Below are 15,119 nucleotides of genomic sequence, written 5' to 3' on the forward strand. Positions count from 1 at the left end.
GGCCTTGGTTTACTTACTATTATTAATATCAGTTCTTTTTTTCTCAAGAAACTCAATCGCTTTAGTTAAACTACGAGTTCTTGGCGATGGCGGTAAACTGTTCAAGAAAACCTCACCATATGGGCGCGTTACTAAACGATTATCACAAATCACAATCACACCATAATCGCTAGTGTCACGGATCAAGCGCCCCACCCCTTGTTTCAACGTAATCACGGCATCAGGGATTTGTACATCAGCAAAAGGATCCCCTCCTCTTAGCTGACAATCCTCAATACGCGCTCGTAATAGGGGGTCATCTGGCGCAGTAAAAGGCAATTTATCGATAATAACGCAGGTTAAATCATCTCCACGAACATCGACGCCTTCCCAGAAGCTACTCGTCGCGACCAATACGGCATTACCTGCCTCAATAAACTGTGTCAGTAATTTATTTTTACTCGTTTCCCCCTGCATAAAAACAGGCAGAGTCAAGGTCACTTTAAACTCTTCGGCTAATTCACGCATCATCAAATGTGATGTACATAAGAAAAAACAACGCCCTTGGTTTTTGATGATCAGGGGTCTTAACATGGTAGCCAGTTTTTGTGCGATGCCTTTTTGATTCGTTTCTGGCAGAAAACGCGGTACACAAAGTAACGTTTGGCTTTGATAATCAAAAGGACTTGCTAATAATAATGTTTTGGCTGAATCAATTCCTAATCTATCTGTAAAATAGTTAAGTTGCTCATTGACTGATAATGTCGCGGAGGTAAATACCCAGCTTGCTGGGGTGCTAGATATCATTTCACTAAATTTATCTGCTACCGTCAGAGGGGTTAATGCTAATAAAAAGTGGCGACCATAACTTTCAAACCAGTAGCTGTAACCTGGAATAGTGACTTCTTTCAACCTATTGAGTCTATTGCGATACAGTGTTACTCGTTCAAAAATAGAATCTAATGTTTGTGAGCGCCCTAGTGACGTTTTAATGACTTCATAACAGAGCTCAAGGGAATCTTCGAGTAGTGTTAACGCTCGCTGTACCGTGGGCGTTTTTAATAATTCACGTAAATTCCCTCGAAAGCTGTTTTCCCCCAAATTTAAACGAAAATCTAAGGTACTTTGAGTTAGCCTGTCTGCACTCTTTTGTAGCTGAACCAGATCCTTAAGCTCTGTTCGGTAACTCATTACCATATCACGAGCAAGATCCAACAATTGGCGACTGCTTAATTGTTGACCAAAGTATTGGCTAGCGATATCTGGGATTTGATGCGCTTCATCAAAAATCATCACATCGGCTTGCGGCATCAGCTCACCAAACCCCGTATCTTTCACCACGCGGTCAGCCATAAATAAGTGATGGTTTACCACTATGATATCGGCATCTAATGCCTTACGACGCGCTTTTAAAACAAAGCACTCTTGATAACGAGGGCAATCACTGCCTAAACAGTTGTCATTAGTACTGGTGACTAGCGGCCAAACGGCATGATCTTCCGCAATATCATGGCACGTACTCACATCCCCTGATTCGGATTCAATTGACCAACTACGCAACCGTACAATAGCAGAGAGAATTTCAGGTTCAAGGCTGCCACCACCTAACGATTGCTGATCTAAACGCTCTAAGCACAGATAATTAGAACGACCTTTGAGCAATGCTGTACGACCGGTATATTGCATCGCATCAATAATCGTCGGTAGGTCACGATGATAAAGTTGATCTTGTAATGCCTTCGAGCCTGTTGAAACAATCACTTTTTTACCTGATCGTAATGCAGGAACTAAATACGCAAACGTTTTACCTGTACCTGTCCCCGCCTCAGCCACTAGCACTTGCTGTTTTGCAATGGCTTCAGAGACAGCATTAGACATAGTCACCTGCGCTGCACGTGGTTGAAACCCAGGGATTGTTTTCGCTAAAAAGCCATCAGAAGAGAAATCGTCGTACACCGCAAACCTATTAATCATTCAATTTGAAGGGGATTACTTTACCATGTCTTGCCCTCACCTGCTGAGCTAAATGGTGTATTCATGCCAGAAGGGATTTTCATTAATAGAACTAACTGTTATTCTTAAAAAAACTCATAGATAAAGTACTAAGGAACCCTAATGACGATTGAAAGGATAGATCCAGATAAGCGTTGGTCTGAAGCGGTTATTCACAATAATGTTGTTTACTACACCAGCGTTCCTGAAAATTTAGATGCTGATATTATTGCGCAAACCACAGATACACTCTCCGCTATTGATATTCTTCTACAACGTGTTGGTTCTGATAAGAGTAAGATCTTAGATGCCACTATTTTCTTAGCTGATAAAGCTGATTTCGCTGGCATGAACCAAGCATGGGATGCATGGGTTGTTGAAGGTAGCGCGCCTGTTCGTTGTACAGTTCAAGCGGCACTAATGAAACCCGAGTATAAAGTGGAAATTAAAATCGTTGCGGCGATTGATTAGCCAATAGGGTGGATTAATCCATATAAAATATTAAAAGCGCCGCATACACACGGTATCGGCGCTTGTTTTTTATGACATTTTAATGAGCACCATTCCTAGTAGCAGTACCGCAATGCCGCCCCAACCCTTGTAGTTGAGTCTTTGGTTGAAAAGTATCCATCCCGCGGCAATTGTCGCGATAATCCCAAACGCCCCCCACAGTGCATAAGCGATTGACAGCTCGATTCCTTTTACTGCTTGAGCAAGGGAACTAAATGCCCCTAATACCGCTAATAATGAGAGAATACCTAACCAGTAACGTTTAAATCCATTCGACATTTTTAACAAGATATTCGCTAAAATCTCAAGTACGACTGCTAATACCAAAAAGGCACCGTGCCACCATTCAAATTGCATATCCATAATTAGGCCTCCGTTTTCGTCATCGATTGTGTCAAGCTGCTTGATTTAACAGCGGTGTGTGCTTTTTGAGATGACTTAGTGGCGACAGCCTTTTTAGTACCAAATTTTATCAATCCAATACCGACGATTAGCAAGATTAACCCACCGATTTTCATTGGTGAGAGTGATTCACCAAACCACAGTACGCTAAAGGTGGTGATGAATAAAATACCGATGCCTTCCCATAAGGCATACGCGACCCCTAACGCCACTTTTTTAATCGCAATAGCCAATAAAATATAGGAAAGTGCGATCATGACATACATGATGACCATTCCGGTATAGTCACCACTGACACTGGCGTGTTTCATGGATAAAGTACCGGTCACTTCGGCGATGATAGATAATACTAAAAATATCCAATATATCATTATATAATCTCTCTACAGACAGTCGCATGCCTGCTTTTTTTTCATACAGAAAAAACGCACTTTTCGTCAGCGAAAAATTTCATGCGAGTATAAAAAAATAATAAATATCAAGAAAATGCTGGTTTTATTCAGCAAAGTGAATATTTTAGAGAGACGCTATAAAGCACCGCACCAGTGATGCTCACTGGAAAGGATAGCTGAAAGGAAAAGTCTGTGGGTTGTTCTTCTTTGTGACTTACTGATTTTAATGCTATTCACGCTAAGCATGATATCTCATTCATTTCATCGGATGGACATCCACCCAAGTTACTCCGAACCCTCATATAATTGTTAAGACATGCTATTTTTAGCATGCCAAAAATATTAAGTCAATGAATATAAACAGCTTTTTATAATGAATTTTTATTGCATAATTATGCATCTATAACCGCAAGAACCTCAGTATTGTTCATAAGATAGCGAATAAACAACCAAAAAACCCTCACTAAATAACCCTATTTTTTATTGATAAAAATACATTTTTTACTGTTTTCTTTTATTAGACAACACATCAACTGTTTATCATTGACTTCAACAACAAACAGGCTTCTTATATGAGTCATATTCGTAAAATATGTATTTCGTCCGAAAGAGAGATAAATGGCTACCTTCAACCTCACCTCTAATAGTTTTCAAAACGACACAAATGCGACACCACTCCCCTATGATGTCATCTCTATCCAATCTCAGGTTGTTTATGGCTGTGTCGGTAATAGCATTGCCGTCCCTGCATTAATGAAACAAGGCTTGCGCGTTGCCGCTGTACCAACGGTTATTTTAAGCAATACTCCACATTACGCGACTTGCCATGGTGGTGAGTTACCTTCAGAGTGGTTTCGCGGTTACTTAAGTGGCTTAGTGGAACGTGGCTGTATGGGGGGTGTACGTGCCATTTTAACGGGTTACTTAGGCTCTAAAAACAAAGCACATGATTTAGCACAGTGGCTAACTGCTATACGTAAAACGCACCCTTCTATCCCCGTGATCGTCGATCCCGTTATGGGCGATGAAGACAGCGGTTTCTACATACCACCTGAAATCGCTGACGTTTATCGAAATGACGTTATTCCACTTGCGACAGGGATCATTCCAAATAAATTTGAGTTAGCAACGCTCAGTGGCCAAGAGATACAAACTTTAGATGATGCAACTAAAGCTGCCCGTAGTTTATTAAAGGGGCATACTCAATGGGTCATTATTACCAGCGCATTTCAACCCGATGAAGAGAATATCGACGTCGTTTGTGTCACGAAGCAAGATGTGTCAGTTATCCGCCATAAACGTTACCCAGTCACCCCCAAAGGCACAGGTGATTTATTTGGTGCGGAGCTAACAGCTCAATTATTAGCGGGGTTATCCGTGCCCGATGCCGCGAAAATGGCCTGTTTACGCATTGAGCAAGGAATTATTCATATGGCGGCAACCGGTCGCAGTGAATTGGTGCTTTAATGGCGACCTACAAGAATGTGATAAATCGCCGTTGATATCACGTCAATCAATAAGGCCAGTTGGCTTATCTCTGCAACAACTGGCCTTATAAAAATAATATTAGACGTTATTATTCAAATTCATTCCATGAACGCCCATCACGGGTGATCATAGCGACAGAAGCAATAGGCCCCCAAGTCCCCGCTTGATATGGTTTAGGTGCTTCGTTATCCATTGCCCATGCGTCCATAATGGAATCAACAAATTTCCATGCTTCTTCCACTTCATCGCGACGAACAAATAATGCCTGAATACCGCGCATTGCTTCGAGCAATAAACGCTCATAAGCATCCGCTAAGTGAGTTTGATTGAATGTTTCTGAGAAACTCAAATCCAACTTCGTTGTTTGCAAGCGATGTTTATGATCGAGCCCAGGTGCCTTATTCATGATCTCAATATCAATACCTTCATCAGGCTGTAGGCGGATAGTGAGTTTGTTTTGTGGAAGCTCCTGATAACTTTCTGAAAAAATATTCAGCGCAGGTTTTTTAAAGTAAACCACAACTTCTGAACATTTTGCAGGCAGACGCTTGCCTGTCCGTAAGTAGAAAGGCACGCCAGCCCAACGCCAATCATCAATATCGACACGCAATGCCACAAAGGTTTCGGTCATACTTTGCTTATTAGCGCCTTCTTCCTCAAGATAACCAGGCACCTTATTACCTTGAACAAAACCAGCGGTATATTGGCCGCGAACTGCTTTTTCTCTAACATTCGTATGGTCAATGCGACGTAGTGAACGTAAGACTTTAACCTTCTCATCACGAATGCGATCGGTCGTCAAATCTGCGGGAGGAGACATGGCAATCATCGTTAAAATTTGTAATAGGTGATTTTGCACCATATCACGCATTTGCCCTGCCTGATCAAAGTAGCCCCAACGACCTTCGATACCGACTTCTTCCGCAACCGTAATTTGTACATGATCGATGGTTCGGTTATCCCAGTTATTGATAAACAGCGAGTTAGCAAAACGAAGCGCCAACAAGTTAAGCACCGTTTCTTTTCCGAGATAGTGGTCAATACGATAGACTTGGCTTTCATCAAAATACTTAGCGACTTCATTATTAATTTCTTGTGAAGAAGCTAAATCCGTGCCTAAAGGTTTTTCCATGACAACACGGTTAGGTTGCTTATTTAATCCTGCATGTCCCAGCCCTTGGCAAACTGCACCAAACGTACTTGGCGGCATGGCAAAATAGTGGATCGCGGGATGACGATCCTGCTTAAGCATTTGTGCCAAACTATCGAAATTTTCAGTTTGATTAACATCTAGATTGCAGAAATCTAAACGTGCGCTAAGTTTTTCCCACAGTACCGGATCAAGGTCTTCTTTCAAAAATTCGCTGAATGCTTTTTCAACAAATTCAATATAATCGCTCTGGCTCCACTGCGCACGGCCAACACCGATAATACGCGTGTCTGGGTGAATGTAGCCTGCTTTCTCCAACTGATACAAAGATGGAAGCAATTTACGACGAGCGAGGTCTCCTTTGGTGCCGAAAATAATCAAGTCACAGGCTTGAGCAGCATTATTTACCGCCATATTGGTTCTCCTCAATTTGCGGAATTTATTGTAATTTTGTTACAAAATTAGCCAGATGTTCCGCTAATGTACCCTTTTGAAGGTACTCAGTAAATATTGATGATACTGATCACAGTTTTTATGCTGAAAAAAACAACAAACGTGGCTCGTGTCATCATAACTGAATGGTGACAGCATTTGTAATAAAATAACAAAACCGTCAGTGAACTGACTGAGATGAAAATTAGATACAGCTCATAGTTTCGTAAAAAATTACGCCACAAACTTGGAACATTCGGATAGGTTAACCATAACCCATAGTATATTCCTGTTATAAACACTGCCTTCAAAAACGATATTAATAAAATACAGAGTATCTTTATGGCAGAAAAATTTCTCCTTTTGATGAAATAGGCACTTTCGTTATATGAATATTTTAGAACAAATGAAGAGCAGCCTCGATTTTTTAAGTAAATCAGAAAAGAAAGTTGCCGAAGTTATTTTAGGTATGCCACAGCGCGCTATCCATCTTAGCATTGCAACCCTTGCTCAACTGGCTGATGTGAGTGAGCCCACCGTTAACCGCTTTTGCCGCAAGATGGATACCAAAGGATTTCCTGACTTCAAACTGCGCCTAGCTCAAAACCTTGCCAATGGCACCCCTTATGTCAATCGTAATGTTGAAGAAAACGACACAGTAAATACCTACACCCATAAGATTTTTGAGTCTGCAATGGCAGGGTTAGATAATGTCAAACATACCTTAGATATTACAGCGATTAACCGAGCTGTTGACCTTCTCACCCAAGCTCGCAAGATTAGCTTTTTTGGCTTTGGTGCTTCTGCTGCTGTCGCTCATGATGCGATGAATAAATTTTTCCGCTTTAATATTCCCGTCATCTATTTCGATGATATTGTTATGCAGCGGATGAGTTGTATAAATAGTAGTGAGGGAGACGTTATCGTTTTGATTTCACATACTGGCAGAACAAAAGCGTTAGTCGATATGGCACGTTTAGCCCGAGATAACGATGCGACTGTCATCGCAATTACTTCCGATAACTCCCCACTTTCTCACGTTGCCACCCTTTCAATCATCATCGACGTACCTGAAGATACTGATATGTACATGCCTATGGTATCTAGATTAGCGCAACTAACCGTTATTGATGTGCTAACAACAGGTTTTACCTTAAGAAGAGGTGAAAAATTTAGAGATAACTTGAAACGGGTCAAAGAAGCATTACGCGATTCGCGGTTTGATAGCGTGTAGCGATAACTGCTTTTTGATTATTGATGCTAAATAACTCAAGCTATAGCAAAGTGACAAATCAATACGCCATAGGTACGGTAATAATACGAGAAGCCACACAGATGGAGGTGACCAAGGGGGTGGCAACGTGGAATATAACGAGTATCGCTTTAATAGTTTTGCAGACCTGATAGCATTAACTAATTAGCAGTATATAATAGCTGTGCTCGTGTCAGCACAATAACTTGTCGCAAAAAGGTCTCGAAAATACGCAAAATGGTTCAAGTTATGTGCAAGCAGAAACGAGAAGTGATCCTGAATGGATAGGTTTCTGTCATGAGCAAGATAGCATTTTTGATATAAAGCATACAATTGAAGTATGAAGTCATTTCATTCAATAAATTAACACCATTACAGGTCAACGGAGTAATACATGACTAGACGGCTTAGAAGAACGAAAATTGTTACTACCCTAGGTCCAGCTACCGATCGTGATAATAATCTCGAAAAGATTATTAACGCCGGCGCCAACGTTGTACGCCTTAACTTCTCTCACGGAACTCCAGAAGACCATATTCTCCGCGCCAATAAAGTGCGCGAAATCGCTGCTCGTTTAGGTCGACATGTTGCCATTCTTGGTGATTTACAAGGTCCTAAAATTCGTGTGTCTACATTTAAAGACGGCAAAGTATTCTTAAATGTTGGTGATAAATTCATCCTTGATGCCACGCTTGGTAAAGGTGAAGGCGACCAACAAAAAGTCGGGATTGACTACAAAGGCTTACCCGCTGACGTCGTTCCTGGTGATATTCTGTTACTGGATGATGGACGTGTTCAACTCAAGGTTCGTGAAGTTCAAGGTTTACAAGTTTTTACTGAAGTGACAGTTGGTGGTCAACTTTCTAATAATAAAGGCATCAATAAACTAGGTGGAGGGTTATCTGCTGAAGCCCTCACCGATAAAGACAAAGAAGATATCATCACTGCTGCAAAAATAGGTGTTGATTACCTTGCGGTTTCTTTCCCACGCTCAGGCGAAGATTTAAATTATGCGCGCCGCTTAGCCCGTGATGCCGGCTGTGAATGTCAAATAGTTGCCAAAGTAGAACGTGCTGAAGCTGTTGCCACTGACGAAGTCATGGATGAGGTTATCCTTGCGTCTGATGTTGTCATGGTGGCTCGTGGTGACTTAGGTGTTGAAATTGGTGATCCTGAATTAGTGGCCGTACAGAAGAAACTGATTCGTCGTTCACGTCAACTTAACCGTGTAGTGATCACCGCGACACAAATGATGGAGTCAATGATCACTAACCCAATGCCAACACGTGCAGAAGTCATGGACGTTGCCAACGCTGTTCTTGATGGAACAGATGCCGTTATGCTATCAGCAGAAACGGCGGCAGGGCAATATCCAGCCGAAACTGTCGCCGCCATGGCACAAGTGTGTTTAGGGGCAGAAAAAATGCCTGGCCTCAATGTTTCTAAGCACCGTTTAGATGCGGAATTTAGTTCACCAGAAGAAGCGATTGCGATGTCAACGATGTATGCTGCCAACCACCTTAAAGGGGTAAAAGCAATCATCGCTATGACTGAATCGGGTCGTACTGCCCGTATGATGTCTCGCATTAGTTCCGGCTTGCCTATTTTTGCGATGTCTCGCCATGAAAAAACACTTAATCAGTCTTCACTATACCGTGGTGTCACGCCGGTTTTCTGTAGCACACACACCGATGGGATCGCCGCAGCAAATGAAGCCGTCACTCGTCTACGTGACAACGGTTATTTAATGTCTGGTGACCTGGTTTTAGTGACTCAAGGCGACTTGATGGGCACTATTGGTAGTACAAACACTTGCCGTATTTTAGAAGTGGAATAAATCCAAACGGTTATTTTCCTAAACAAAAAGGGAGCGTTAACGCTTAATGCTTGTCAGTTAAGTCATTAATATCGCCGTAACGGGTATCGTTGCGGCTTTTTCTTTACCGCCCTAGGGTAATGCCTTTGTCGTCGACTCGGTAGAACAAAACTTCTAGCCATTGCCAATATCCCATTAATGAATTTTGGTATGTTTCCCGGAGCAACCGCGGGAAGCAGGCTCAGTTGGGCACTCAGGTATATCGCAGTTTGTTTAAATCCCATCTGATAGGGCTCTGTATCTTTCAAGCTGTATGCCATCTGAGCCATCATAAACCGCAGTAAGTTATACGCGAGTACCATTCCCCATAACTCTTGATTTACTAAGACGGGCTTTTTGCTCCTCAATGTGAGTTCATTATTCAACATATGCTGCTTCATTTCTCTGAAGCCATGTTCTATTTCCCAACGATGCCCATACAGGTCGACAATATCGGCGTTGGGGTATCGAAGTGGATCACTCATTGATGTTAATATCTGAACCCTCTTCCCATTCACGTCTTTTGTTATCAATCGAGCTCTCAATATCATTGGAGCGTTAGTCCATTTTTTGCGTGCTTGAGGGGATAGACGTAATTCAACTAACTCATCTCCGGAGCCGAGTTTCTCTACGACTAGGTACTGTGAGCCTTTACGTAATGGGAGCATCCAGTGTTTCTCTACGCCAGAGGACTGCCAATGGTGAAGTAACCCCAGAGCATAAAATCCTTTATCAAAAATGGTCAGAGAACTATCCGGGGTTTGCTCTGTCAATTTGGCAGCAAGGCCAATTTCGCTCACCTCGGAAACGCTACCAAAATGTGCGCCCGAAATCAGATGGCTTGTGATCTCCATCTGGCAAACCATGCGAAGTTGCGGCCAATCAGAACGTGAGTGTTCATTGGCTGTTCGCCCAAATACGGCATCATTTTCAGGGGTATCTGGTGTACGCCATAATGTGCCATCGACAGCCATTAGGGTTAATCCGTTCCAGTGTGATAATGGCAGTTTATCAAGCCAGAGCTGACTTGTTTTCTCAAATACTTTACGGACTGCATCTTCCCCTAGCCGTTGACGTGCCTGAACAACGGCACTTGGTGCAACGAAAGGCCGGTTACCTGGTAAAACAATGTCTAAATGAGAAACGAGTTGCGCCATGGAAAGAGAACGAAAAAGGGACATTCCTGTTACAGCCCATACCATCATTTCCATCGGAAGACGGCGTTTTCTTATCGTAACAACCCCAGCATCCACGAGACATTCATCAATAAGTTCAGCGGAAAGGAGGTCCGAAAGGGCTGTAAATTCTGTTGGAGAGAAAGCCTGAACAGTCTCGAGTGCTTGGCTAAGTAACATAAAAAAATCCGTAATTTTTGGAATGATTACGGATTTTTGCAGAACTGTAGGATCGTTCAACTCATTATTTAGTTCTTAACTGATCGGCATTAAGCGTTAACGCTCCCTTTTTAGTGGACAATGCAAATAGAGTAAAACATCCGTTCTAGTTGTGTTATTCAGTGAACAGGAATAAATTCATTTTGGATATCTATTTCCATACCCAGAGTGATTGAATTAGTCAGCTCGTTATCACTTAATTAGAATGAAGACTGACGATCTTTCCAATTATTAAAAGCCGCTGCAATCACAGTTGCTATTTTATCGTAATTTTCCCATGTATTCTCAACATGGTATACCGTTGGCAATCCTTTCGCTAAAATGCGTTCATAATCGTCGAAATAGCCGCCCTCTTCAGCCTGATAATAAAACTCGGTGAATGCTAAACCTTCTTCATTGACATCTTCATCAATAAATTTTTCATCGCACATTGAGATTAAAAATGTGCGACCATCCATTTTACGGGCGCAAACTGCCGCGATTTCATCAACGGATTCTTCTTGATGAAATTCACCCACTAATCCATTTTGAATAAGCCATGCCAGATAAAAACCAATATGTGTTCCCGCATTTTCATGCGACAAATTTTCGGGATAATCCCCACCATAGTGCCAATCCATTCTATCAAATGCCATTGCAGACCTCAGCTTTATCACAATAAAAATAACAAGAAGCCCAACCCCCTATCAATGTTGGGCTTCTCATGAGTTATAGCGAATTATGGCGAATTAATCTGTCCGATTTTTCTGGGAGTTAATGATATTGCAAATTAAATTGGAGCGTACCATTTGCTTGACCTGCTTGCGTATTATTTGATGTCTGAATATAGGCAGCTTGCAATGGGATACTATAAAGGCCTATTGCTGAATTTCGCTCTTCTATTGTCATCATTTGATTAATTTTAATTGGTTGGTCTTTGTACTTAACTTGTATACCATACCCTTTAGCTGTGTTGATATCACTAGGGTTATTTAACGCAATTGTTCCGGGTGTTAAACTATTATCAACAGCTGTACCTGTAAACGTGATCTTAATCGGTGATACTGGGTCGCAACTAAGATTTATTTTAAAATCTTTAACGCTATTTGGACTCACGCTCCCTACGCCTGAAAAACTTCCTTTATCCACGCTATTAAATGGTACAACAATATTATTGTTAATCACTTCACAGCCTGTTGATATGATATTAACGGGCCCTAAACTCACTTTCGGTTCTGTATTCCCATAACTGTCCTTAGTTTTAAATCCATTATTATAAATAATTAACATCGCAGCTTGGGTCGCGGGTAGCACTTGAGTCTGCACATTATTGCGCATCTTATAAAAAACTATTTTTAAAGATACGATATATTCACCAGAACTTGAGTTCACTTGGCATATCATTCTGTTATCCACATTACCGTCAATCGTATTTAAACCATCAACATAAGCATGCCCTGTACATGGACTGATGACATTACCATATAATGCATAACCAACACCGGATTTATTGAGTTCTCTCACATAGGCACCATTATATTTTGGTGAATTCCCCGGTAAGAATGGAAAATAGAGACCTACCTGAACAGGGCCTGTCACACCACTCCAACTCCAAGCGGAATAGGTCCCCAATTCAATCGAAGCAAGTTCTGTACCTACAGGTGCTGTCCTTGAGACATAAATAGGCGTGTTAACTGTATAGGATAAATTTTTAAATAATGCTCTAAACTCTGCCGCAGCTGATTGTGTAAATAGAAGCATCGATGTACAACTAAGTAATAATAATTTGTTCATGTCCGCTCCTATTGGCAGTCTCTTGCCAGAAACTGAATTTTATCGTTATTGAGATCAATCGTAAGTGGGAATTGGCATTGTTGCTCTATATGGCTTCCCCATTGAACGCGAATTAAGCTTTGTTCAGGAACACCGCTTAAATACACTTCACCATCATTTGCCACAATACCTGTCGTTATTTCATCTTTATCGACAAACACGGTAACCTGTGCACCAAAAGGTATAAGTTGCTGATGGTGAGTTAATTTGAGCATGACACGAGCCCCCCGTTTTCCTTTAAAATCAGCTAATACAATAGCACCTCGAGTTGGCACAACTGTCGTTGTACTTAACCCCACGTCGTTATTTCCAGTTAATGTAGAGGGATCAACGCTGATTTTATTTCTTTCATAACGGGTCGCACTGGGAACAACCGCATAACCCCATGAGTCGGTATAAAGTGCCTGCGCATTGTTTACTTGCAAATTATTAATATTTTTTGCTTTCACTAAAATCGCTGAATCATAAATATTGCGAGCCGCCGTCACCCCACCTGAATGCAACAGTAATGCACCTGATGCCCCAAGGTTCGCATTTTGATAACGGGGATCATAACTATAACCAGCACTATATTCCCCTGATGAAACAACATAATTACCACTGACCGAGCCACTATTTTCATGACGGCTATGGTTATAATTTTGTGTTACATCAAACTGTAAATTATTATCCGCTAAACGCGTACCGCTGACACTCACCGAGCTGATAGAGTCGCCGTTTCGACTCGTATTATAGCGATAATTAACCCAGTTATTTTTCTGTCCAATAGTAAACGGAATACTAAAGTTAACTGATAACATTTCATTGTTGTTATTCGTGTATTCTTGCTTAGTATATGAATAAGAGATACCGTAATTAATCTGTTGATAATTTGAGTTAAAACCTATTGTTACGTTTTTATCAACTCCGCTTCGATCCCAATAATATTGCTGATAGCCATTGAGTGATAAATAGCCCATATCTTTCAGTGATTGGGATATTGATGCTTGGAACTGCTGTTTTTTTCTGCCACTCGCATAAAGATCATTATTTGATGATGAAAAATCATAATATTCTTTTGTCGAATAACGATATGATGCAAGAGAAAATGACGTTCCCGTACCAGGTAAATATTTTGAGTATTGCACTCGATATGATTGGCCTTGAGCCTCTTTTTTATCAATTAATTCTGTTTTTGACTGTGTTATATCCGCAGAAATAGCACCGATATTACCTAAGTTTATCCCCGTTCCTGCTGTATATGCCTGATAATCTTTCGATAAAATAAATCCACCATAGATCGACAAATTATAAGGTAAACCATATATCGCCGATGCCTGAGCAAAATTAGGCTTACGATAAGCATTATCTGCATTATATTTACCAATATCGACACTGTATTTTAATGCGCCCGCACGTTGCATCATCGGGACAGCAGAAAAAGGCTGAATAAATGAACGAATAGTTCCATTTGCCTCTTCAATTTGAACCTCTAAATCCCCGCTATACGATGTAGGATAGAGGTCATTTATTTCAAATTCCCCTGGTGGCACTGTCGTTTGATAAATCACACTGCCATTCTGGCGTATCGTCACGACAGCATTCGTTTGAGCAATACCTTGAACAACAGGCGCAAAGCCACGTTGACTCTGTGGTAACATACTTTCGTCTGAAGCTAATTTTATTCCACGATACGGATTACTCTCCATAACCCCATTATCAGAGGCGGTTTCTCCAATTGTTAAATGGCTTTTCAGTGAACGAATATCTCTTTCTATATATGTTTGTAAATTATTCCAGTGACTTTCATTAGAAGTGCGGCTGTAATTACTGTGGTTACGTAACCGCCATGCCCCCACGTTTATTCCACTGCGTAAGCCAACAAAAGTGTTATTTGTATCATCACGGTCTTTATACCAATTTTGGTTATGGCGAATATTATAATTAACAAAAGCAGCATTAATCCCATCATCCCATTCATTAGGATCAACATAACCACGGCTATAGTTATCTAAGCCTATTTGAGGAATACTGATTTTAAGTCTACTATTTCCAAAGTCATACGAATAAGAGGCTCCTGGTATTGTCGCAGAAATATCCGTAACTTTATCTTCATCATTGATATTGCTAAATGCTTGACTTGCTGTTTTTTTAACCCCCCAACTTAATAACATTTTTTTTGATATGAGAGGGGATAGTTTTTTATTATGCTCATCAAAGATAAAACGTAAATGTTGTTCATCAACAAATTTATCATTAACATAAATGTCTACATGATAGTTTCCAGGTACTTGCCCTCCTGAGTAGGATAAGTAATCTAAACTATTTACGTCCGCAATTTGACTTTCTATGCCTGTATTTATTGCATTTATATCAAAAACATCTTTTGTATTAGCATTGTTAGAATATAAGATTATACTGACCGCAATAAATATTTTTGAGTGGTATAGATTCTTACTGTTATAACTTAAGGCAGACATTT

Annotated in this window: 12 protein-coding genes; 4 read left to right on the forward strand and 8 right to left on the reverse strand. The window is 40.9% G+C overall.

What is annotated here, in order from left to right:
* Positions 1-9 precede the first annotated feature (9 nt).
* Positions 10-1,935 carry an ATP-dependent DNA helicase gene (locus M1F03_RS10325; RefSeq protein WP_251464238.1) on the reverse strand — a complete coding sequence of 642 codons (1,926 nt, stop codon included), beginning with the start codon at positions 1,933-1,935 and terminating at the stop codon, positions 10-12.
* Between the two features lie 159 nt (positions 1,936-2,094).
* Here M1F03_RS10325 and M1F03_RS10330 point away from each other — a divergent pair, with 159 nt between their 5' ends.
* Positions 2,095-2,442: a RidA family protein gene (locus tag M1F03_RS10330; RefSeq protein ID WP_154623141.1), complete on the forward strand. Its 348-nt coding sequence runs from the start codon at positions 2,095-2,097 to the stop codon at positions 2,440-2,442.
* 69 nt (positions 2,443-2,511) lie between these two features.
* Here the strand turns inward: M1F03_RS10330 and mdtI are convergent, their stop codons facing one another.
* Entirely contained in the window at positions 2,512-2,844 is a 333-nt protein-coding gene (gene mdtI, locus M1F03_RS10335; protein ID WP_154623142.1) for a multidrug/spermidine efflux SMR transporter subunit MdtI, read from the reverse strand.
* Between the two features lie 2 nt (positions 2,845-2,846).
* A complete protein-coding gene (gene mdtJ, locus M1F03_RS10340; protein ID WP_251464240.1) occupies positions 2,847-3,254 on the reverse strand; it encodes a multidrug/spermidine efflux SMR transporter subunit MdtJ in 408 nt (135 codons plus the stop codon).
* A 639-nt stretch (positions 3,255-3,893) separates the two neighbouring features.
* Between mdtJ and pdxK the strand changes: the two genes are divergently transcribed.
* Entirely contained in the window at positions 3,894-4,742 is an 849-nt protein-coding gene (gene pdxK / locus M1F03_RS10345) for a pyridoxine/pyridoxal/pyridoxamine kinase (protein ID WP_154623144.1), read from the forward strand.
* Between the two features lie 109 nt (positions 4,743-4,851).
* Here the strand turns inward: pdxK and zwf are convergent, their stop codons facing one another.
* Positions 4,852-6,327, reverse strand: coding sequence for a glucose-6-phosphate dehydrogenase (zwf, locus tag M1F03_RS10350; protein ID WP_163861864.1), 1,476 nt, complete (start codon positions 6,325-6,327; stop codon positions 4,852-4,854).
* A 406-nt stretch (positions 6,328-6,733) separates the two neighbouring features.
* Between zwf and M1F03_RS10355 the strand changes: the two genes are divergently transcribed.
* Positions 6,734-7,579: a MurR/RpiR family transcriptional regulator gene (locus M1F03_RS10355; RefSeq protein ID WP_154623147.1), complete on the forward strand. Its 846-nt coding sequence runs from the start codon at positions 6,734-6,736 to the stop codon at positions 7,577-7,579.
* Between the two features lie 412 nt (positions 7,580-7,991).
* Complete coding sequence (gene pyk, locus M1F03_RS10360; protein ID WP_154623149.1) at positions 7,992-9,434, forward strand: pyruvate kinase; 1,443 nt, start codon at positions 7,992-7,994, stop codon at positions 9,432-9,434.
* Positions 9,435-9,499: 65 nt separating this feature from the next.
* Here pyk and M1F03_RS10365 read toward each other — a convergent pair whose 3' ends face one another.
* The 4 genes from M1F03_RS10365 to M1F03_RS10380 form a co-directional block, all read right to left on the reverse strand.
* Complete coding sequence (locus tag M1F03_RS10365; protein WP_251465252.1) at positions 9,500-10,807, reverse strand: IS4 family transposase; 1,308 nt, start codon at positions 10,805-10,807, stop codon at positions 9,500-9,502.
* Between the two features lie 239 nt (positions 10,808-11,046).
* Positions 11,047-11,481: a hypothetical protein gene (locus M1F03_RS10370; protein ID WP_154623150.1), complete on the reverse strand. Its 435-nt coding sequence runs from the start codon at positions 11,479-11,481 to the stop codon at positions 11,047-11,049.
* Between the two features lie 118 nt (positions 11,482-11,599).
* On the reverse strand, positions 11,600-12,619 hold the full coding sequence (locus M1F03_RS10375; RefSeq protein ID WP_251464242.1) for a fimbrial protein: 1,020 nt from the start codon (positions 12,617-12,619) through the stop codon (positions 11,600-11,602).
* Positions 12,620-12,627: 8 nt separating this feature from the next.
* Complete coding sequence (locus tag M1F03_RS10380; RefSeq protein WP_251464244.1) at positions 12,628-15,117, reverse strand: fimbria/pilus outer membrane usher protein; 2,490 nt, start codon at positions 15,115-15,117, stop codon at positions 12,628-12,630.
* Positions 15,118-15,119 lie beyond the last annotated feature (2 nt).

The organism is Providencia sp. PROV080 (assembly GCF_033688105.1).
Lineage (GTDB): Bacteria > Pseudomonadota > Gammaproteobacteria > Enterobacterales > Enterobacteriaceae > Providencia > Providencia zhejiangensis.

Bases quoted from the DNA above. Each gene is read 5' to 3' on its own strand.
- zwf (WP_163861864.1), bottom strand. From the start codon at position 6,327: ATGGCGGTAAATAATGCTGCTCAAGCCTGTGACTTGATTATTTTCGGC.
- M1F03_RS10375 (WP_251464242.1), bottom strand. From the start codon at position 12,619: ATGAACAAATTATTATTACTTAGTTGTACATCGATGCTTCTATTTACA.
- M1F03_RS10380 (WP_251464244.1), bottom strand. From the start codon at position 15,117: ATGTCTGCCTTAAGTTATAACAGTAAGAATCTATACCACTCAAAAATA.
- M1F03_RS10370 (WP_154623150.1), bottom strand. From the start codon at position 11,481: ATGGCATTTGATAGAATGGATTGGCACTATGGTGGGGATTATCCCGAA.
- M1F03_RS10330 (WP_154623141.1), top strand. From the start codon at position 2,095: ATGACGATTGAAAGGATAGATCCAGATAAGCGTTGGTCTGAAGCGGTT.
- pdxK (WP_154623144.1), top strand. From the start codon at position 3,894: ATGGCTACCTTCAACCTCACCTCTAATAGTTTTCAAAACGACACAAAT.
- pyk (WP_154623149.1), top strand. From the start codon at position 7,992: ATGACTAGACGGCTTAGAAGAACGAAAATTGTTACTACCCTAGGTCCA.
- mdtJ (WP_251464240.1), bottom strand. From the start codon at position 3,254: ATGATATATTGGATATTTTTAGTATTATCTATCATCGCCGAAGTGACC.
- M1F03_RS10355 (WP_154623147.1), top strand. From the start codon at position 6,734: ATGAATATTTTAGAACAAATGAAGAGCAGCCTCGATTTTTTAAGTAAA.
- mdtI (WP_154623142.1), bottom strand. From the start codon at position 2,844: ATGGATATGCAATTTGAATGGTGGCACGGTGCCTTTTTGGTATTAGCA.
- M1F03_RS10365 (WP_251465252.1), bottom strand. From the start codon at position 10,807: ATGTTACTTAGCCAAGCACTCGAGACTGTTCAGGCTTTCTCTCCAACA.